We start from the raw sequence: 19,791 nt of genomic DNA, 5'->3' as shown, positions 1-19,791 counted from the left end.
ACGGGGCATGAAGAAGCGAAGCGTACTTGCCGTTGTCACTCTCGCCGCCGGAGCGGTCATCGCCGCGATCAGCCCGCCCCCGGGAGGCGGGGACACGGCGCATGCCGCCGAACCGCCCGTCAGCCTGGGCGCCCTGGACGACGTCGGCGAGCTCGGCAAGCTGGTCGACGGGGCGGCGGGGGCGACCACCTCCACCGCCGGCACCGTCACCAGCACCGTGGAGGACGCCCGGTTCAGCTGAGCCGACGCGCACAGGACCGGCCCACCGGGAAGAACCGGTGGGCCGGTTCCGCGTGCGAACTTCCGGCCGTCGTCGTCGACCTGTTTCGTCGGGGCGTGGAGGCGTGGCACGGCAAGGAGAGCTTCTCGGCCCTGGTGGAGCTGATGGCGAAGCCCGGGGAGTAGCGCTCCGCCGACCCGACCGATCCGGGCGCGGACGGTCGGGTCCGACCGGGTGGCCCTCGGCACGGCCGGCGCCGCCGCCCACATCCGGAGCCCTGTCTTCATCTGCAACCCGTACGCGGCCAAGCCGGGCGTCGAAGCGCGCGCGGGCGACGTGCTGCTCCGCGTAACCGAGCTGGCGACCAACGCGCTTCGGCACGGCGTGCCCCCGGGGCGCGGGTTCAAGGTCCACACCTACCTGGAGCGGGTCGAGAACATGATCCGCGTCGAGCTGCACGACTGGCGACGGCAAGGTGTGCCCGGCGGACGGGCTGCCGGGGGCCGACGGCGAAGGCGGGCGCGGGCTGCTGCTCGTCGCGGCGCTGGCGGACAAGTGGGGCGTGGCCGAGCGGAACCCCGGCAAGGTCGTCTGGTGCGAGTTCATGCTCGGGTGACTTGCCGTTTCGGCAAAGATGTTTGTCGTTTCGGCCGCAGGTGCGCACTCTCGTCATCGAGCGGAGGCGATCCGCAGGGTGACGAAGGAGGAGCGACATGAATCAGCAGCGGTACGACGTGGTGATCGTGGGCGGCGGGGTGGCCGGCCTGAGCGGGGCACTGACCCTGGCGCGGGCCCGGCGCTCGGTGCTGGTGATCGATGCGGGCGAGCCCCGTAACGCTCCCGCTTCCCATGTGCACAACTACCTGGGCCGCGAGTCGACCCCGCCCGGCGAGCTGCTGGCGATCGGGCGGGGTGAGGCGGCCGGGTACGGGGCGGAGGTCGTCGAGGGCCGGGTGGCGTCGGCCGAGCGGCTGACCGGAGGGCAGGGCTTCCGGGTGGTGACGGAGGACGGCCGGAGCGTCGAGGCACGGCGGCTGATGGTGACGACGGGGCTCGTGGACGAGCTGCCGCCGGTGCCGGGCCTGGCGGAGCGGTGGGGGCGCGAGGTGCTGCACTGCCCGTACTGCCACGGGCACGAGGTCGCGGACCGCCCGATCGGCGTACTCGCCACCGGCCCGCTCGCCGTGCACCAGGCGCTGATGTGGCGGCAGTGGAGCGACGACGTGACCCTCTTCGTCCACACGGGCCCGGAGCCCACGGAGGAGGAGTACGAGCAGTTGGCGGCCCGGGGCGTCGCGGTCGTGGACGGCGAGGTGACGGGGCTGGAGGTCGCGGATGACCGGTTCACCGGCGTACGGCTGGCGTCCGGCCGGGTCATCGCGCGCGAGGCGCTGGTGGTCCAGGCCCGGTTCACCGCCCGGTCGGCGGTCCTGGAGTCGCTCGGGCTGCAGCCCGTGGCGCAGGAGATGGGCGGGGCGGTGATCGGTACGTACATCCCGACCGACCCGACCGGCGCGACGGAGGTCCCCGGGGTCTGGGCGGCGGGCAACGTCACCCGCCTCACCGAACAGGTGATCGGCGCCGCTGCGGCGGGCCTCATGGCGGCGGGCGCGGTCAACGGCGACCTGATCGCGGAGGACACCCGGCTGGCGGTGGCGGCCCGGCGAGACCAGCGGCCTCTCACCGTCGAGGGTGCGGTCGGGGTTTTGGATTCATGGCCCTACCCGTCATCGAAGGACCGAACGGATCCGATGAGTTTGTGGCCCGCGGCCGGTCCAAGTTCATGACACCCAAGGAAAGGACACCGCCATGTCGGAGCTTCTCGTCGACTTCATCACCTCCCTCGACGGCTACGCATCGGGAGCGGGCTGGCCGGGGTTCTGGGGCCTCGAGGGCCCGGAGTACCTTGCCTGGCTCGGTGAGCAGCCCGAGGTCACCCACCTCATGGGGGCGAACACCTACCGCCTGATGTCCGGCTTCGCCGCCGGCGAGGTCCCGAGCGGCCAGGACGACTTCAGGCCCGAAGAAGAGGCGTCCGTCGACGAGCTCACGCGAGCGCCCAAGGTGGTGTTCTCCTCCACGATCGAGGAGCCGCTGACGTGGGCCAACTCCACGCTCGTCCGCGACGACGCCGTCGAGACGGTCCGCGCCATGAAGGAGAACGGCTCGGGGCTCCTCAGCACGATCGGCAGCCTCAGCCTGTGCCGGTCCCTGCTGCGGGCCGGACTCGTCGACCGCTTCCGGGTCGGGATCTTCCCGGTGATCACCGGGGCCACGGGCGCGGAACGCATCTACGACGGCTACCCGGACATCGCCCTCGAGATGATCGAGCACCGGACCTTCGACGGCCGCATCCAGCTGGTCGAGTACAAGCCACGCGTGCTCGAGCACCCGCCGCTCGGTGCCCCTGCGTGACGTCGCCCCGTCGGCAGGCCGGCCGGTTCGGACAGGGCATCCCGGATGCCAGGGAAGGGAACGGTCCGCAGGTGAGAAGGCGCCCCGGGATATCCGCCCGGGGCGCCTTCTCGCGGCCGGCCCGCATGGTGCGCCCATCCGGCCGCGAGTGATCAGGTCGCGGGCCGGCCCAAGGGCCTCCCCGGTCTACTGCCCCTCCGACGCGCCCTCATGGGCCGTGCCGGCCCCGCTGCCGGCGGCCGCACACCCTCCCCCTCCGTTCCCGTCCGGCTTAACGCACGCAGGCGAATGACGGGCCTCCGGGGTGACGGCCGAGGCCCGGCGTATGTGTGAGCTTCGCTTACGGGGATACGCGGAAGGTCTCCGGCGCCACGAGGGCGCCGGGCGTCGGCAACGTAAAGGGAGATTTCCGTGGGCATCATCGCCTGGATCCTCATCGGACTGTTCGCGGGGCTCATCGCCAAGGCGCTGACGCCTGGCAGGGACCCCGGGGGCTGCCTCATCACGATCGTGATCGGCATCGTGGGCGGGCTGCTCGGTGGCTGGCTGGGCAAGGTGATCTTCGGCGTCGACTCGATCGACGGATTCTTCAGCCTGTCGACGTGGATCGCCGCCGTCGTCGGTTCGGTGATCGTCCTGCTGGTCTACCGCGTGGTCGCGGGACAGCGCTCACGCTGACTCGGCCCGCCGACCCGCCGGCCCGCCGGCCCGCAGGGTCGATTTCTCGACTTTCTCGACGGGTCGATTCGTCCGTGTTTGCCTACATTGGCAGAGGGTCTGTAGGGCAGCCGTAGTAGGAGACATCGCCGAAGCGTCTGCGGACGACAAACAAGAGGAAAAGACGACATGACCGACACCTCGCGCAAGCCGACCACCTCCGACTCCGGCGCCCCGGTGGAGAGCGACGAGCATTCGCTCACCGTCGGCCCGGGCGGGCCGATCCTGCTCCAGGACTCCTACCTGATCGAGCAGATGGCCCAGTTCAACCGCGAACGCATCCCCGAGCGGCAGCCGCACGCCAAGGGCAGCGGCGCGTTCGGGAAGTTCGAGGTGACCGCGGACGTCTCCGCGTACACGAAGGCCGCGCTCTTCCAGCCCGGTACCACGACGGACCTGGTCATCCGGTTCTCCACCGTCGCCGGGGAGCGGGGCAGCCCGGACACCTGGCGGGACCCGCGCGGCTTCGCGGTGAAGTTCTACACCAGCGAAGGCAACTACGACATGGTGGGCAACAACACCCCCGTGTTCTTCGTGAAGGACCCGATGAAGTTCCAGCACTTCATCCGGTCCCAGAAACGCCGGGCGGACAACAACCTCCGCGACCACGACATGCAGTGGGACTTCTGGACGCTGTCGCCGGAGTCGGCCCACCAGGTCACCTGGCTGATGGGCGACCGCGGCATCCCGCGGACCTGGCGCCACATGAACGGCTACACCTCGCACACGTACATGTGGATCAACGCGCAGGGGCAGCGGTTCTGGGTGAAGTACCACTTCAAGACCGACCAGGGCATCGAGACGTTCACGCAGCACGAGGCCGACCAGATGGCCTCCGCGGACACCGATTACCACACGCGTGATCTCTTCGAGCACATCCGCGACGGAGAGTTCCCGAGCTGGACGCTGAAGGTCCAGGTCATGCCGTACGAGGACGCGAAGGACTATCGGTTCAACCCGTTCGACCTGACCAAGGTGTGGCCGCACGGCGACTACCCGCTGATCGAGGTCGGCCGGATGACACTGGACCGCAACCCCACGGACAACCACGCCGAGATCGAGCAGGCGGCGTTCCAGCCGAACAACTTCGTCCCCGGCATCGGCCCGAGCCCGGACCGGATGCTCCTGGCCCGGCTGTTCTCCTACGCGGACGCGCACCGCCACCGCATCGGTGGCAACTACCAGCAGCTGCCGGTCAACGCCCCCGTCGTCCCGGTGAACACGTACTCCAAGGACGGGGCGATGGCGTACCGGAAGACCACCGACCCGGTCTACGCCCCGAACTCCAAGGGCGGCCCGGCCGCGGACACGGAGCGCTACGGAACCCCGCCGAGCTGGTACGCCGACGGCGACATCACCCGGGCGGCCTACGTCGACCACGCCGAGGACGACGACTGGGGGCAGGCGGGCACGATGGTCCGCGAGGTCATGGACGATGCGGCGCGGGACCGGCTGGTGGACAACATCGTCGGCCACCTGCTGAACGGGGTCACCGAGCCGGTGCTTCAGCGGGCGTTCCAGTACTGGTCGAACGTCGACAGCACGCTCGGCAAGCGCGTCGAGCAGGGTGTCCGCGCGAAGGCGGGCGAGAAGGACCCGAAGGCGGCGGAGCAGGGCAACCCGGCGCGCTCGTCGATGCAGCACAAGGCCTGAAGCGGGCAGGCACACCGCCGGCCCCCTTCCGGGCGTACGACAGGCCCTCGCCACGTCGGCCGACGTGGCGAGGGCCTGTGCGTTTCCCCGCTCGGTCGCCCGTGCCCCCGGGGCTGGAGAAGGCCGTGCTGATCACCGGTTCTCTTGTGGCCGCGATCGCAGGGGGACGATGCAGCGATACGTGGTACGGGGGCGAGGAGTCCGAGAGGAATCCGGACGCCGAGGCCGAGGCGCTCAAGGCGAAGGTGCACGCCGGTGTCGCGGGGGGCCGCGGGCTGACGGTGCTGCTGGCCGTCGCCGCGGGCGTGGCCCTGCTGGTCGTGGTGGTGGCGCCGGTCTGGGCCTGGGTGTCAGGCCGCTACTGATCCGGCCCGGGCGGTGATTCCGTGGCACGCGCCACCGCCGCCCGGTCCTCCTCAGTGCTGGACCAGGCCGCCGACCGGGACGGGAGCGACGTGACCGGAGGCCGGGAGGGTCCGCGCCAGGTCGAGCCCGATGTCCACCAGCGAGGACCGGCGCAGGCGGGCGACGTCGGGCATCGGGGTCCACACCGACTCGGCGGTGTCGCCGTTCGGTTCGGGCCGGAGCCGGCCGCCGGTGACGCGGACGCGGTAGAAGACGCCGACGTTCTGCAGCTCGGGCGCACCGGGCCGGCGGCGCTCACCCGCCGGAATCACCCGTGAGTCCACGCCGAGAAGGCGCTCCACCACGGCCTCCAGACCGGTTTCCTCGGCGACTTCACGAATCACCGCGTCGAACGGGTCCTCCGCGTGCTCGACCCCGCCGCCCGGGAGGGTCCACGTCCGCTCGCCGCCCGGCTCCACCGTATGGGCGAGCAGCACCCGTCCGTCCTCGATGCACACCGCGTACGCGGCCAGCCGCCGATCCATCCCAGGGAGGCTACCCCCGGCGTCCGGGGCGGCGTCCGGGGACCGGGACCCCCCTGACCGTTCAAGATCATCAGTGTGCAGAATGACCTGTATGTCGATAACGACCACGCCGCAGGCGGCCACGCTCGACGACGCCGCGTCGATCAGCCGCACGCTGGCCCGCGCTTTCGAGGACGACCCGATGATGGGGTGGTTCTTCCCCGGCGGGGCTTCGCGCGAGCCCGACCTGGTCCGCTACTTCACCACGATCTTCACCCGGCAGTACGGCCGCCACGGGGTGTGCGAGCGCACCGCGTCGGCGGCCGCGTTCTGGGTACCGCCGGAGGGCCAGGAAAAGGCCGTTCCTGACGCGGAGACCATCGCGGAGCTGGAGGAGATCCTCGGCGACCGGGCTCCCCTGTTCCGGGCCGCCGTCGAGGCGGCCGCCCAGCACGGGCCGCAGGAGCCGCACTGGTACCTCGCGGTCGTCGGCGCGGACCCGGCCGCCCGCGGCCAGGGGCACGGGGCGGCACTGCTGCGTTCCGGGCTGGCCAAGGCCGACGCGGCGGGCCTGCCGGTCTACCTGGAGTCCTCCAAGCCGGACAACCTGTCGTTCTACGAGCACTTCGGCTTCACGGTGCTCGGCGAGGCGGCACTTCCCGGCGGCGGTCCGGCACTGTGGGTGATGCGGCGGGAGCCGTGCCCGCTCGACGCGGCGTAGCGGTCTCAGAAGGACCAGAAGGACCAGAAGGACCAGAGGGTTCGGGAGGATCAGAAGGAAACGCTTCTTTCCGGATCTGCTGGTGGGAGAGCGCCGTAGGACCGGGAGCGCGGAGAATGGTTTCTCCGCGCTTCGTGGCCGCCGGTCCGTCCGTCCGGTGAACGGCGGGCCTCGGTCCAGATGGCCTCCAGCCCGAGGGAGCGCCGAGTTTCCTGAGCGTGCCAGGGCTGCCAGAGGTCGGCTGTTTCCTGAGGTGGCCGTACGCCGTTGTTCCCGGGCCGGTCCCCGACAGGGCGTCGTGCTCGATGCCGTCGAGTCGCCGTTCGAAGTCTGCCTGGAGACGGTTCATCGTGGCGAGGAAGTCCCTGAGCAGGATGTGTTCTTCATTCATGGGGTGCTGCGTTCCTCCGAGAGACTTCTGCTGTCACATCCCGGCAATGACATGGCCGGGTCGAGGGAACGTGGCGTTCGAGCGAGCGCACAGAGGCGGGCCAGGGCGCGTGGACACACGGCGCGAGCTGCCTACCCGGCCGCGGTCCTAGGGCGAGCGGCCGATGCGTGCATGATCGCTCACTCCGTAAGCTCCGTGGACGAGCGGTCGTCCAGGGCCGCCCGATCCACGCTGATCAGGAGGTAGCGCGATGCCGGCAGACGCCACGGCTCACGTGCGCATCGCCCGCCCGTCCCGCGACCTTGCGGCGGCGGAACGCTTCTGGGTCGCGGGTCTCGGCCTCGATGTCCAGTACCGCCACGAGGCGGACGGCACCGCCGGCCACCACTCGCTGCTCATGGTCGGCTGGCCCGGCGCCGCCTGGCACCTGGAACTCGTCCACGACCCGGCGGACCCCGTGGAACCGCGCCCGACGCCCGAGGATCTGCTCGTGGTCTACCTCGGCGAAGAGGTGCCGGACGCTCTTGTGGAGCGGCTCGAACAGCACGGCGGCACGCGGGTGCCCGCGCACAATCCGTACTGGGACACCTGGGGCGTCACGCTTCAGGACCCGGACGGCTACCTGCTGGTGCTGTCCACCCGGACGTGGGCCTGATCCCTCCGCCTGCAAGGGGAATCTCTCCCGTCGAACAGGCGCGCCTGGCGGTGTACTACTCGTAGCTGATCGCGGAGACCGGGAAGAAGTTCGAGGCCGCCGCGAAGGCCCACCCGGAGTTCAAGGACAGGACCATCACCGTCGGCTCGCGCACCTCGGAGGGCTTCGGCATCTACGTCGGTGGCACCGGACGCGTCGACTTCGTCGAGCGGCTCGGCTTCACGAACAACCCGAAGGCCGAGGCCAAGGCCGGCGAGAGCTTCTCCGTCCCGGTCTCCAAGGAGAACCTGGACCTGCTCGACGCCGACCTGACGGTCATGGCGCCGATCGGCATCCCGGCCACCGACATCAGCAACGACCCGCTGTACAAGGCCGTTCCGTCGGTCAAGGCGGGCAACGACCTGGTCTTCGACGACCAGGACATCTCCCAGGCGTTCGCCACGGACTCGGTCCTGTCCGTCCCGTACGCACTGGAGAAGGTCGTCCCGCTCTTCGCGGAGAAGGTCGCGAAGTAGTCCCCGAAATGACAGCGCGCCCCGTCCCCGGAATCCGGGTGCGGGGCGCTGCTGTGTACCGGGTGGACGTGCTCGGCGGTGGGGGTGTCAGGCGGCCGGGGTCGCGGCCTTGATCGCGGAGATGTCGAAGGTCAGCTTCACCTTGTCGCTGACCATCACGCCGCCGGTCTCCAGCGCCGCGTTCCAGGTCAGGCCCCAGTCGGAGCGCAGGATGTCGGCGCTGCCCTCGAAGCCGACGCGCTCGTTGCCGTAGACGTCGGTGGCGGAGCCGTTGAACTCCAGGTCGATGGAGAGCGGGCGCGTGACGTCCTTGATGGTCAGGTCGCCGGTGATCCGGTACGCGTCGCCACCCAGCTGCTCGGCCTTCGTCGAGCGGAACGTCATGAGGGGGAACTTCTCGGCGTCGAAGAAGTCGCCGCTGACCAGGTGGCCGTCGCGGTCGGCGATGCCGGTGTCGACGCTGGCGATCTTCACGTCGATGGAGGCGGTGGAGTTCGCCGGGTCCGTACCGTCCAGCACCAGGGTGCCCTCGTGCTCACCGAAGGAGCCGCGCACGTTCGTGACCATCGCGTGGCGCACCGTGAAGCCGATGCTGCTGTGCGCCGGGTCCAGGGTGTACGTGCCGGTCAGGGCTGCCAGTGCCGGGTCCACCGCGGGGGCCTCGGTGACGGTGGCGGCGGCGGTCGACTTGCGGGTGAACAGAGCCATGGCTCCTCCTCGGGGATGCGCTGCGGGAACGGGGGTCTGGCGGGGCCGAAGGGTTTGTTTAACCTTCAACGAGTTCAACTGTAGCGCTATCTAGTTCAAAGTTCAACATCCAGGGTCGAGTTCCTCCGTCCTGCCGCTCGGTGCTGCGCGGGGGCGCCCCTGCCGGGGTGCGTCGCCCTCTGGCGGACGCGCGTAGAACTCGGGCACTATCTCCCTGCCCGGCGTGCGCGGTCCCGGACCCGTACGCCCTCTGATTTGTCATGAGCAGGAGGAATTCCCCCATGGTGAACCGTCCACGACTCCGCTCCGCCCTCACCGCCCTGGCCCTCGTCCTCGGCGCGCTCTTCGTGCCCGGGATCGGGGCCCTCGGCAGTGGCGCCACCGAGGCGCACGCCGTGACCAAGCTGACCCACGCGCAGGCGACCTCCCGGTTCAGCTCGTCCGGGATCACCTGGTCGTCCTCGGGCGGCTGCTCCGACCGGAACGTCCCCACCTGCACGTCCTTCGATCAGCTCAACCTGTCGAGCGCCCAGGGCGCGCAGACCCTCAAGAGCGCCACCGGCTGCGCGCTCAGGATCACCGGCGGCACCGAGACCGGGCACGCCGGCGGTACGTACTCCCACTGGAACGGCTACAAGCTCGACTTCGCCAAGAGCACCTGCCTCAACAACTACGTCACCGGCGTCTTCACCTACATCGGCACCCGGGGCGACGGCGCGCGCCAGTACCGGTCCGGCTCCGGCAACATCTACGCGGACGAGGGCAACCACTGGGACGTCACGTACTACAACTGCGGCGGCTGCTGAGCAGCAGCCGGCGACCCGGGGGCCGTCCCGCACATCGAGTGCCGGGACGGCCCCGCAGCCGTACGGGACCGCAGGGCCCCGGCCGGGGCACGTCGCGAAGTCGGTCACTGGGCGGCGAACCACGTGGCGATCGCCAGGACCAGGGGGAGCGGGCAGGCCAGGGCTGCCAGCAGGAGGCTGCGCATGTCAGCGGACATGCGCCTCACCCCCGGTGCCAGGCGGACCGCGACGAGCACGGCCGCACCACCGCAGAGGCCGGCGGAGCAGCGCAACAGGAAGCCGCCCACAGGTGCGCCCTCTGCCACGCACCACAACGCCGTCATACCGACCAGGAAGCCCAGCCAGGCGAGCGACGTCATCGTGAGCACCCACAGCCCCGTGGCAAGGAGCTCCACAGCGGTCCGCCGCGGCGGAGGAGTGAGCCGGGCCGGTCGGTAGAGAGCGTTGTACGCGCGGGTGTCCATGCCCTGATCCTTGCCAGGCCCATGCCGCCCGGCCATGAGGTGGATGACTCAACCAAGCGCCACCCGTACTCACTCCACCCACGGCGATGCCCGGCCGTGCAGTGTCACGGCTGACCGAGCTCCTGGACACCCACGAGCACCGCGAGGCGGCCCCCACCGCTTCAGTTGATCGGGTCGGCGTCCGGCCCCTCCTGCTCCAGCAGCTCCCGGGCGAAGTCCCCCCACTGCGCGTACCGGTCCGGGTGCGCGGACCGCTGGACCGCCTGGCACACGTGGCCCGGCTCCATCGACTCCCAGCCGTCGATCTGGAGCAGCCCCGGGTTGGCGCTCGGCGAGGGCAGCCCGTAGAAGGACTTGGACGCGGTCGGCACATGGGTGATCTGCGACGGCGTGCCCCAGCCCATGCTGGGGCGCTGCTGGAAGACACCGAGCGAGTCGTGGTCGACCGCGGACGTGAAGTTGACGAACTTCGACTCCTGCATGGCCGTCATCAGCGCGATGATCTGGGCCTCCTCGGGGAGCTCCGCCCCCTTTCCGACGCCGATGACCGTCCGGGCGTGGGCGAGCTGCTCCGGGCCGAGGTCGGACGGGGCGGCGAAGAACGTCCGCAGCTCGCTGTCCGGGGCCGTCTTGAGCAGATGGGCGGTGACCGTGTCCGTTCGGCCGGTCGGGGGCAGGCCGTAGCTCTCCTGGAAGGCGCGCAGGCCGTGCGCGCCGGGGGCCTGCGGGGCGGGCGACGGCGGTGGGGCGGGGTCCGCGTGCGCCGGAGCCGCTGCGGTCAGCAGGAATCCGGCGGCGACCGCCGCGAGCATGCGTCGGGGGAGTCGGTTCATTCGCATACGGAACCGTCCCGGGGCGCCGGGGCGAAGTCAAGAACGCAACATATCGTGTCAATTGATGATGTATCGGATGGCCAGGGTGCCGGGCGCTCACAGGCGTGTGCCCCCGCCGGGCCGCCGGCGGGGGCACACGTGCCTACCGAACGCGCGTCAGGAGCCGACGCTCACCGTGAAGCGGCGCGGGTTCCCGTCGTGCGCCGCACCCGAGACGTCCGGCTCACCGTCCGGGCGGACGTCGTCGTACGGGAACGCGTAACCGATCGGGCTGTTCGCGTGGACCACCCGGGACCAGTGGTTGGTGACCGCTCCCTTGTAGTAGTCCGCCGCCGACGTGCCGTTCGGCTGGCTGGGGTGGCTCAGCATGATCGAGCGGTTGAAGCCCGCCGCCAGCCTGGCCAGGATCGCCTTCTTGTCGTCGGAGTCGCCCGGGTTGTTGGTGAACGGTCCGTGGTTGCAGGTGAAGATGTCCTTCGTCTCCGGCTTGACGAAGGTGTGGCCGCCCTCGAACGTCAGCGTGTCCCCGCTGACCCGGCCGGCCAGCGTGCCCCGGCCGCCCTGGAGGTCGATGCGCAGGTCCTCGGAGCGGTACTTCTCCCACACCTCGTCGATCTGGGCGGTGAACAGGTCCCGGAACGGCATCTCGGCGGGCCGGTCGAAGTACGGGGCCATGATGTTCTGCGGCGAGACGACGCGCAGGACGTTGCCGTCGTCGCTCCGGGTGATCAGCTTGTCCCACGGTTGCCCGTCGGCGGCGGCCTGGGCGGTGAGGTCGTCCGCGATCCGCTGCACCGCGCCCTCCGGGTGCGGCGCGACGACGTGTGTCCCGTCGCCCTCCAGCGTGATCCCGATCGGGAGAGCGGTGATCAGGTCGACGTAGCTGATGTTGGAGTACAGCTGCTCCGTGTTGAAGGTGAACTCGCAGAAGGACCAGGTGCGCCCGTAGTTCGGGTCCGTGGGCGTCGCGAAGGCGGGCTCCACCAGTGAGGGGCCCGGGTTGAGGTAGAAGTCCAGCTTGTCGTCGCGGACGAAGTAGATCCGCGCCCCGTACATCTGCGGCAGGGTCAGCGCGACCGGACCCGCGCCCGCGCCCTTGAGCGGGATCGCGCAGTCGACGGGCAGCGGGGTCTGCGGGGCGCCGGGGGAGTCGGGGCGGTAGACGCCGCCGTCCGGCTTGAGCAGCACCCAGCGGTCGGTGCCCAGTTCGCGGCCGGTCACATAGGCGTGCACCGCGCCCGGCAACGACTTGTTCTCCAGGGCCAGTTCGCAGGTCGCGGGGGCCGCGGAGGCGCGGGGGCTCAGCGCGGTGCCCCAGGCGGGGTACGTCAGCGCCGCGGCCGATGCGGCGGCGCCGGTCAGGAACATTCTGCGCGAAATCACGAGGAGACTCCCGAGGTTTGTGGGGGCCGCAGACGGGTGGTGGGGGGTGGCGCGGGGAGGGTCAGGACCGTGGGGGTGCCTGCGGTGCGGACCACTCTCGCGAGGCCCGGCGCGAGCGTCAAGACTTGTGACTGAGAGCGCTCTCAATAATGCGGAGTCTTCACAACTCGACGCCCCGAAGCGGTACTTGCCGGAACCCTGTGGGCGCGAACCGTGACCGCCCCGGGACGTTCCCGGCCAAGAGGTGAACAAAAGCCAGGGATGCCCCGCACCCTCCTGACTTGGACTAACGCACCGGGGTTGTTGGACGGAGTCGGCCCCCGGGGCCGAAGTTCGTTGACGGTGTCCGGACACGGCGACTACTCAGGGGCCATGTCGCCAAGATTCCCTCGCCCCGGCCTCGTCGCCGCGGCCTCCGCAGCCGTCCTGGCGCTCGTGGGGGCCGCCCTCCCCGCCGCAGCCGCCGATCCGTCCCCCTCCCCGGCCGGGGCGGCGGCGGCCGACGGCTCCGCCGTCATCCGGTCCGACCGGCTCGCCGTCACCGTCGCCGACGACTTCCCGCGCGTCCTGTCGTACACCGACCGGGCGAGCGGCGAGCAGTTGCTCGGCAGTACCCGGCCGGTCACCGCCGTCACGCTCAACGGGACCGCCCACCCGGTGAAGCGCAAGGGCGCGCCGACGGTCACCCGCTCCGCCGCCCGCTACACCCTCGCTTTCGACTCCCTGCCGGGCGTCGAGATCGACGCCTCGCTCACCGTCTCCGGGCGGGCCACCACCTTCAAGGTCACCGCCGTCCGCGACACCGAAGCCTTCCGGGTCGGCACGATCGACATTCCGGGGCACGACCTGATCTCCGTCGGGTCCACCGAGGCCGGGGCCGCCACCGCGTTCACGAAGCTCGACCCGGACTCCACCCGCACCGCCGACGTGTTCGCGAAGATCACCGGGGGGACCGAGCCCGACGCCGCACCCGTCGGGGCCAGTTACGCGATCCTCAACAACGGCTCGCTCGCCGCGGCCGTCGAGTCCAACTCCTCGTACGACAAGCCCGCCGGGGCCACCGGCGGCGACGACGCCCGCTTCTGGCACCAGGCGCGCACCGAGGGGGACGGCGGCGTCCGCGTCGGCGTCTGGTCCGGCCAGTGGACCTACCGGGGCGAGGGCGCCCCGAAGCCCGAGAGCGGCGAGAACCTGCCGTGGGCCAAGGTCGTCGTCACCCCGGACGCCAACGGAGACAAGGCCGTCGACTGGCAGGACGGGGCCGTGGCCTTCCGCTCGATCGCCGTCACCGCGCCCGGCAGCGAGGAGACCGCGAAGCGGGTCGTCACCCACATCCCGTTCAACTTCGCCAGCCAGGCCACCCACCCGTTCCTGCGCACCCTGGACGACGTCAAGCGGATCTCGAAGGCCACCGACGGCCTCGGGCAGCTCGCCGTCCTCAAGGGGTACGGCTCCGAGGGCCACGACTCCGCCCCCCCGGACTACGGCGGCAACTACAACAAGCGGGCCGGCGGGCTGAAGGACCTCAACACCCTCCTCAAGGACGGCAAGAAGTGGGGCGCCGACTTCGGCGTCCATGTGAACGCCACCGAGTCCTACCCGGAGGCGAACGCCTTCTCCGAGCAGCTCGTCGACAAGACCAAGCCCGGCTGGAACTGGCTCAACCAGAGCTACTACATCGACCAGCGCCGCGACATCAACAGCGGCGACCTGGCGAAGCGCTTCCAGCAACTGCGCGACGAGACCGACGAGAACCTCGACTTCCTCTACATCGACGTCTACTACAGCCACGGCTGGATCGCCGACAAGACGATCCAGGCCGTGCAGAAGCAGGGCTGGACCGTCGGCACCGAGTGGGCCGACAAGTTCGAGCGCGCCTCGCTCTGGTCGCACTGGGCCAACGACCTCAACTACGGCGGAGCCACCAACAAGGGCCTGAACTCGCAGATCATCCGGTTCGTCCGCAACGGCGAGAAGGACATCTGGAACAACGACCCGGTCCTCGGCCAGAGCGCCCTGGAGGACTTCGAGGGCTGGACCGGCGAGACCGACTGGAACGCCTTCACCGCCAACATCTGGCAGAAGAACCTGCCCGCGAAGTACCTCCAGCAGCAGAGGATCACCCGCTGGGACGGCAACGACATCACCTTCACCGGCGGGGTGCGCGGCACGGTCGAGGACGGCGAGCGAACCTTCTACGACCAGGGCCGCAAGGTGCTCAGCGGCACCGACTACCTGCTGCCGTGGGACGGCGGCAAGAAGCTGTACCACTACAGCGAGACCGGCGGCACCAGCAGCTGGGAGGTGCCCGGCAAAGGCGCGTACACCCTCTACGAGCTGACCGACAACGGCCGAGAGAAGGTCACCACCGTCCGCCCCGCGCACGGGAAGATCACACTGACCGCCACCGCGGGACAGGCCTACGTCCTGTACCCCGACCGGGCGCCGAAGGAGACCTCCCCCGACTGGGGGAAGGGGACCAGGCTCAAGGACCCCGGCTTCAACGACCGTGACCTGAAGGGCTGGACGAAGTCCGGCACCGCCGTCCGCGACACCGACGAACAGGGCCGCAACAGCGCCGAACTCTCCGGCTCCGTCAAGGCCTCGCTCTCCCAGACCGTCACCGGCCTCGAACCGGGCGAGCGCTACACCGCATCCGCCCTCGTCGAGGTCGAGCCCGGCGAGAGCCGCCGCACCACCCTGAGCGCCGGCGGGAAGTCCGTGGCCGTCGAGCGCTCCACGGCCGAGGACTTCGTCGCCGCGTCCGACTGGCACGGCACGTCCTTCCAGCGCGCCAAGGTCAACTTCACCGCTCCCGCGAACGGCCGCACCACCCTCCGCATCGAGGCGGCGGCCGGCAGCACGGCGAAGGTCCGCGCCGATGACGTACGGATCGTCGAGAACGCCCCCGCGACCCGCACCGGCACGGTGGCGTACGAGGACTTCGAGGCCGTCGACCAGGGGTGGGGCCCCTTCCTCAAGGGCGACGCGGGCGGTTCCACCGACCCCCGCACCAGCATTTCGCAGCTCCACGCCCCGTACACCCAGTCCGGCTGGAACGGGAAGCGGGTCGACGACGTGCTCGGCGGAAAGGAGTCCCTGAAGTCCCACGAGGAGAACACCGGTCTCGTCTACCGCACCGCCCCCTGGACCGTCCCGATGAAGGACGGCCACCGGTACCAGGTCGAGTTCGCCTACCAGTCCAGCCACGCGGGCGCCTACAGCTGGGTCGAGGGCTACGACCGCGTCGCCGGCGGCAAGGCCTCCTCGACCGAGACCCGGGCCACCCCGATCGGGCAGCAGCGCACCACCGGGCAGTTCAGCCGGACGCTCACGGCGGGCTGCGGAGACACCTGGACCGGGCTGCGCAAGCTGTCCGGAGCACCCGAGGGCGCGGACTTCGTGCTCGACGGCTTCACCGTGACCGACCTCGGACCGGCCCCCGCCGGGCAGGAGGCCGTCTGCGGCACGCTCGGCGTGGCCGCCGACGCCGAGACCCTGGAGCCGGGCGCCCCGAACACGGTGAAGGCGACCTTCGGCAACGACGAGGCGAGTGCCGCCACCGGCGTGAAGCTCACGCTGACCGTGCCCGAGGGCTGGAAGGCCGAGCCCGTGGGCGCGGTCGACTTCGCATCGGTGGCCCCGGGCGCGAAGGTCACCGGCAGCTGGCGGGTCACCCCGCCGGTCGACGCCCCCTACGACACGTACGCGCTGGACGCGGAGGCCACGTACACCGTCGGGGGAGCCGCTCGCACCCTCGGCGCCGGGACCTCGGTCCGTACGCTGCCGCCGCCGCCCACCGAGGACAGCTGGGCCAGTGATCTCGACTGGACCGCCTCGGACAACGGCTGGGGCCCGGTCGAGCGCGACCGGTCCAACGGGGAGGCCGGGGCCGGCGACGGCGGTCCCCTGAAGATCGGCGGCGTCCACTACGCCAAGGGCCTGGGCACGCACGCCCCGGCGAAGATCCGTTACTACCTGGGCGGGAAGTGCACCTCCCTCACCGCCGAGGTGGGCGTGGACGACGTCCAGGCCACCCGGGGCAGTGTGCGGTTCTCGGTCACCGCCGACGGCACGGAGAAGGTCACCTCACCGGTGCTGGCGGCGGCCGACCCCGCCTGGCAGCTCACCGCCGACGTCACCGGCGCGAAGTATGTCGAGCTGACCGTCCAGGACAGCGGCGACGGCAACGGCAACGACCACGCCGATTGGGGCAACGCCGTTTTCCACTGCGGAAGTTGAATCTCCGTCGAACGGCGGTCGAGGTGCGGTGGAGCCCGGCTGAACAGTGCTGGGCCATACTGAGGGGGCCTTCGGGCCCCCTCAGGGGCGTGTGGCCCACGGCACATCGCACTTTTGTGGAGTCTGCACAACCGGAGGCGGCGATTCGCTGGTGGATCGCCTGCATGCTGCCGTGGTTCTGTTCACTTCCACCACGAAACCGAGCAGGAGACTGTTCGGAGTCGACGGCACGAATTCTGGGCCGGGGTTCGTAGGGTCAGTACATGACCGTTGTGGACGAAACCCAGGGTGAGCCGAACGACGCCCGAGGCCGGGTGGCCGAACTGCTGGCCCTGCGTGAGCAGGCGCGGCGTGGACCGAGCGAGCGGGCGACCGAGGCGCAGCACGCCAAGGGGAAGCTGACCGCGCGCGAGCGCATCGAGCTGCTGCTGGACGCGGGTTCGTTCAAGGAGGTCGAGCAGCTCCGCCGGCACCGCGCCACCGGCTTCGGCCTGGAGGCCAAGAAGCCCTACACCGACGGTGTCATCACCGGCTGGGGCACCGTCGAGGGCCGCACGGTCTTCGTCTACGCGCACGACTTCCGGATCTTCGGCGGGGCGCTGGGCGAGGCGCACGCCACGAAGATCCACAAGATCATGGACATGGCCATCTCGGCGGGCGCCCCGCTGGTGTCGCTGAACGACGGCGCCGGCGCCCGTATCCAGGAGGGCGTCTCGGCGCTCGCCGGCTACGGCGGCATCTTCCAGCGCAACACGCGCGCCTCGGGCGTCATCCCGCAGATCAGCGTGATGCTCGGCCCGTGCGCGGGCGGCGCCGCCTACAGCCCGGCGCTCACCGACTTCGTGTTCATGGTCCGTGAGACCTCGCAGATGTTCATCACCGGACCGGACGTCGTGAAGGCGGTCACCGGTGAGGAGATCACCCAGAACGGCCTCGGCGGCGCGGACGTGCACGCCGAGACCTCCGGTGTCGCGCACTTCGCGTACGACGACGAGGAGACCTGCATCGCCGAGGTCCGCTACCTCATCGGGATGCTGCCCTCCAACAACCGCGAGAACCCGCCCACGGTCGAGAGCGACGACCCCGCCGACCGGCGCGGCGACGTCCTCCTTGACCTGGTCCCGGCCGACGGCAACCGCCCGTACGACATGCACAAGGTGATCGAGGAGCTCGTCGACGACGGCGACTACCTGGAGATCCACGAGCGCTGGGCCCGCAACATCATCTGCGCGATGGCCCGCCTCGACGGCCAGGTCGTCGGCATCGTCGCCAACCAGCCGCAGGCGCTGGCGGGGGTCCTGGACATCGAGGCCTCCGAGAAGGCCGCACGTTTCGTCCAGATGTGCGACGCTTTCAACATTCCGATCATCACCCTTCTGGACGTCCCCGGCTTCCTGCCGGGCGTGGACCAGGAGCACGGTGGGATCATCCGCCACGGCGCGAAGCTGCTGTACGCCTACTGCAACGCCACCGTGCCGCGGATCTCGCTGATCCTGCGGAAGGCCTACGGAGGCGCGTACATCGTCATGGACAGCCAGTCCATCGGGGCCGACCTCACCTACGCCTGGCCCACCAACGAGATCGCGGTGATGGGCGCCGAGGGCGCCGCCAACGTCATCTTCCGCCGCCAGATCGCCGACGCCGAGGACCCCGAGGCCATGCGCACCCGCATGGTCAAGGAGTACAAGGCCGAGCTGATGCACCCTTACTACGCGGCCGAGCGCGGCCTCGTCGACGACGTCATCGACCCCGCCGAGACCCGCGAGGTGCTCATCGCCTCGCTCGCCATGCTCCGCAACAAGCACGCCGACCTGCCGTCCCGCAAGCACGGCAACCCCCCGCAGTAGTCATCCTCCGCAGCGGCGCGATCCGCCGCACGGTCCACGACATCCTGCCGAGAAGACGGAGACACCCCACCATGAGCCTGACGTCCGCCGAGTCCGTCCTGCGCGTCGAGAGGGGTCACGCCGACCCCGAGGAGCTGGCGGCCATCACCGCCGTCCTGATGGCCCGCGCCGCCACCCAGCCCGCCGCCCCCGCCCACCGGGGCCGGGACACCGCCGGCTGGCGCCGCCTGGAGCGCACGCCGGGCTTCCGCGCCCCGCACAGCTGGCAGGGCTGACCGCCCGTACGGCTCACGGAGAAGGGCCCCGCACTCCTTCAGGAGTGCGGGGCCCTTCTCGTACGTACGGTAGTCGACGGCGGGGAAGCAGTCGGCGAGACGGCGGGTGTCGACGAGGACGACGGCGCCGATGGCGCCGCGGACCAGGTCGTCCCACATGAACCAGAAGCGGTCCTGACCGGGCGTACCGAAGAGGTACAGGATCAGGTCCTGGTCCAGGGTGATGCGTCCGAAGTCCATGGCCACCGTCGTGGTGGTCTTGTCCCCGGTATGGGTCAGATCGTCGATGCCCGCCGAGGCGGACGTCATCACGGCTTCGGTGCGCAGCGGGTTGATCTCCGAAACGGCACCGACAAACGTGGTCTTACCCACGCCGAAGCCCCCTGCCACCACGATCTTCGCCGAGGTAGTGGAGCGGGCCGCTCCGCCGCTAGAGCTTGCGAAGTCCACTGAGCACCCTTTCGAGCAGTGTCACATCTGGCTGGCCGCCGGCGGCCTCGTCGCCGCCGGGCTGATGGATAGCGACGAGTCCGGCCTCGGCCAGGTCGGCGACGAGGATCCGGGCAACGCCGAGGGGGATCGAGAGAAGGGCCGAGATCTCGGCCACCGACTTGATCTCGATGCAGAGCCGGCAGATCCGCTGGTGCTCGGGCAACTGCCCTTGCAGCCGGGACGGATCGGCCGTGGTGCTGACCAGCGCCTCGATGGCGAGCTGGTAACGCGGTCGGGTCCGGCCGCCGGTCATGGCGTACGGACGGACCAGCGGGTTGTGCGCGGCGGGGGCGGGCTCGGGAGCCCGCCGATGCTGCACCGGCTGACTGCGCGGCTGCTGGGGCGCGTCGTACCGCTGGGGCTGCTGCGGTTGCTGCGGCCACCCCGCCCCCGGCTGCTGCGGAGGCCACTCGGACCCCTGGGAGCCGTGAGCGCCCTGCGGCTGCTGCTGGTATGGCTGATACTGCCCGGGTCCCTGCCCACCGGGTGCGGCAGGGAAGCCGAAACGGTTGTCACCGTGCTCACCCGGAACCCTCTGGTCACCGTTGTATGGGTGCCCGTCTGTGGGTGCTGCCACGTTTCCTC

18 protein-coding genes and 3 pseudogenes are annotated in these 19,791 nt (G+C 70.5%); 14 read left to right on the top strand and 7 right to left on the bottom strand.

Going from position 1 to position 19,791, the window contains the following annotated elements; translation table 11 throughout:
- The first annotated feature begins 7 nt into the window (after nucleotides 1-7).
- From IG90_RS0126475 to IG90_RS0126445, 7 genes and pseudogenes are all read left to right on the top strand, one after another.
- On the top strand, nucleotides 8-241 hold the full coding sequence (locus tag IG90_RS0126475; protein ID WP_030589525.1) for a hypothetical protein: 234 nt from the start codon (nucleotides 8-10) through the stop codon (nucleotides 239-241).
- Between the two features lie 246 nt (nucleotides 242-487).
- A pseudogene (locus IG90_RS39780) lies at nucleotides 488-836 on the top strand (ATP-binding protein).
- A gap of 97 nt (nucleotides 837-933) precedes the next feature.
- On the top strand, nucleotides 934-2,007 hold the full coding sequence (locus IG90_RS0126465) for an NAD(P)/FAD-dependent oxidoreductase (protein WP_233436081.1): 1,074 nt from the start codon (nucleotides 934-936) through the stop codon (nucleotides 2,005-2,007).
- A 22-nt stretch (nucleotides 2,008-2,029) separates the two neighbouring features.
- Complete coding sequence (locus IG90_RS0126460) at nucleotides 2,030-2,635, top strand: dihydrofolate reductase family protein (protein WP_030589519.1); 606 nt, start codon at nucleotides 2,030-2,032, stop codon at nucleotides 2,633-2,635.
- Nucleotides 2,636-3,046: 411 nt separating this feature from the next.
- Entirely contained in the window at nucleotides 3,047-3,313 is a 267-nt protein-coding gene (locus IG90_RS0126455) for a GlsB/YeaQ/YmgE family stress response membrane protein (protein ID WP_030589516.1), read from the top strand.
- A gap of 168 nt (nucleotides 3,314-3,481) precedes the next feature.
- The gene (locus IG90_RS0126450) at nucleotides 3,482-5,005 is read left to right on the top strand and encodes a catalase (protein ID WP_030589513.1); all 1,524 of its coding nucleotides are present in this window, start codon (nucleotides 3,482-3,484) and stop codon (nucleotides 5,003-5,005) included.
- A gap of 125 nt (nucleotides 5,006-5,130) precedes the next feature.
- Entirely contained in the window at nucleotides 5,131-5,370 is a 240-nt protein-coding gene (locus IG90_RS0126445) for a hypothetical protein (protein WP_030589510.1), read from the top strand.
- 51 nt (nucleotides 5,371-5,421) lie between these two features.
- On the opposite strand, the gene IG90_RS0126440 is transcribed toward IG90_RS0126445, so the two are convergent.
- Nucleotides 5,422-5,895, bottom strand: coding sequence for an NUDIX hydrolase (locus IG90_RS0126440; RefSeq protein ID WP_030589507.1), 474 nt, complete (start codon nucleotides 5,893-5,895; stop codon nucleotides 5,422-5,424).
- An 82-nt stretch (nucleotides 5,896-5,977) separates the two neighbouring features.
- Here IG90_RS0126440 and IG90_RS0126435 point away from each other — a divergent pair, with 82 nt between their 5' ends.
- The 3 genes and pseudogenes from IG90_RS0126435 to IG90_RS0126420 form a co-directional block, all read left to right on the top strand.
- Nucleotides 5,978-6,595, top strand: a complete 618-nt coding sequence (locus IG90_RS0126435) for a GNAT family N-acetyltransferase (protein WP_030589504.1) — start codon at nucleotides 5,978-5,980, stop codon at nucleotides 6,593-6,595.
- A 641-nt stretch (nucleotides 6,596-7,236) separates the two neighbouring features.
- Complete coding sequence (locus tag IG90_RS0126430; RefSeq protein WP_030589501.1) at nucleotides 7,237-7,641, top strand: VOC family protein; 405 nt, start codon at nucleotides 7,237-7,239, stop codon at nucleotides 7,639-7,641.
- Nucleotides 7,642-7,706: 65 nt separating this feature from the next.
- Nucleotides 7,707-8,156: pseudogene (locus IG90_RS0126420) on the top strand (TroA family protein); the annotation flags it as partial.
- Between the two features lie 87 nt (nucleotides 8,157-8,243).
- On the opposite strand, the gene IG90_RS0126415 reads toward IG90_RS0126420, so the two are convergent.
- Nucleotides 8,244-8,864, bottom strand: coding sequence for a YceI family protein (locus IG90_RS0126415; protein ID WP_030589496.1), 621 nt, complete (start codon nucleotides 8,862-8,864; stop codon nucleotides 8,244-8,246).
- 281 nt (nucleotides 8,865-9,145) lie between these two features.
- Between IG90_RS0126415 and IG90_RS0126410 the strand changes: the two genes are divergently transcribed.
- Entirely contained in the window at nucleotides 9,146-9,670 is a 525-nt protein-coding gene (locus tag IG90_RS0126410; protein ID WP_030589493.1) for a hypothetical protein, read from the top strand.
- Nucleotides 9,671-9,774: 104 nt separating this feature from the next.
- Here the strand turns inward: IG90_RS0126410 and IG90_RS0126405 are convergent, their stop codons facing one another.
- From IG90_RS0126405 to IG90_RS0126395, 3 genes are all read right to left on the bottom strand, one after another.
- Nucleotides 9,775-10,134, bottom strand: coding sequence for a hypothetical protein (locus IG90_RS0126405; protein WP_030589490.1), 360 nt, complete (start codon nucleotides 10,132-10,134; stop codon nucleotides 9,775-9,777).
- A gap of 161 nt (nucleotides 10,135-10,295) precedes the next feature.
- Nucleotides 10,296-10,967 (bottom strand): peptidoglycan-binding protein, encoded by a 672-nt coding sequence (locus IG90_RS0126400; RefSeq protein ID WP_425338031.1) that lies wholly within the window; start codon nucleotides 10,965-10,967, stop codon nucleotides 10,296-10,298.
- Nucleotides 10,968-11,123: 156 nt separating this feature from the next.
- A complete protein-coding gene (locus tag IG90_RS0126395; RefSeq protein WP_030589484.1) occupies nucleotides 11,124-12,335 on the bottom strand; it encodes a glycoside hydrolase family 64 protein in 1,212 nt (403 codons plus the stop codon).
- A 387-nt stretch (nucleotides 12,336-12,722) separates the two neighbouring features.
- On the opposite strand from IG90_RS0126395, the gene IG90_RS0126390 reads away from it, so the two are divergent.
- The 3 genes from IG90_RS0126390 (at nucleotide 12,723) to IG90_RS0126380 (ending at nucleotide 18,714) form a co-directional block, all read left to right on the top strand.
- The gene (locus IG90_RS0126390; protein ID WP_030589482.1) at nucleotides 12,723-16,592 is read left to right on the top strand and encodes an endo-alpha-N-acetylgalactosaminidase family protein; all 3,870 of its coding nucleotides are present in this window, start codon (nucleotides 12,723-12,725) and stop codon (nucleotides 16,590-16,592) included.
- Nucleotides 16,593-16,855: 263 nt separating this feature from the next.
- Nucleotides 16,856-18,439 (top strand): acyl-CoA carboxylase subunit beta, encoded by a 1,584-nt coding sequence (locus tag IG90_RS0126385; RefSeq protein ID WP_030589479.1) that lies wholly within the window; start codon nucleotides 16,856-16,858, stop codon nucleotides 18,437-18,439.
- 71 nt (nucleotides 18,440-18,510) lie between these two features.
- Nucleotides 18,511-18,714: an acyl-CoA carboxylase subunit epsilon gene (locus IG90_RS0126380; protein ID WP_030589474.1), complete on the top strand. Its 204-nt coding sequence runs from the start codon at nucleotides 18,511-18,513 to the stop codon at nucleotides 18,712-18,714.
- 65 nt (nucleotides 18,715-18,779) lie between these two features.
- On the opposite strand, the pseudogene IG90_RS42460 reads toward IG90_RS0126380, so the two are convergent.
- Nucleotides 18,780-19,164: pseudogene (locus IG90_RS42460) on the bottom strand (GTP-binding protein); the annotation flags it as partial.
- The gene (locus tag IG90_RS42455; protein ID WP_078585410.1) at nucleotides 19,145-19,783 is read right to left on the bottom strand and encodes a DUF742 domain-containing protein; all 639 of its coding nucleotides are present in this window, start codon (nucleotides 19,781-19,783) and stop codon (nucleotides 19,145-19,147) included. The pseudogene IG90_RS42460 and the gene IG90_RS42455, both read right to left, overlap by 20 nt.
- Between the last annotated feature and the right edge of the window lie 8 nt (nucleotides 19,784-19,791).

The organism is Streptomyces anulatus (assembly GCF_000721175.1).
GTDB lineage: Bacteria > Actinomycetota > Actinomycetes > Streptomycetales > Streptomycetaceae > Streptomyces > Streptomyces anulatus_C.
Note: the sequence above shows the minus strand (reverse complement) of the source record. Positions and strands in the feature narration are given on the sequence as shown.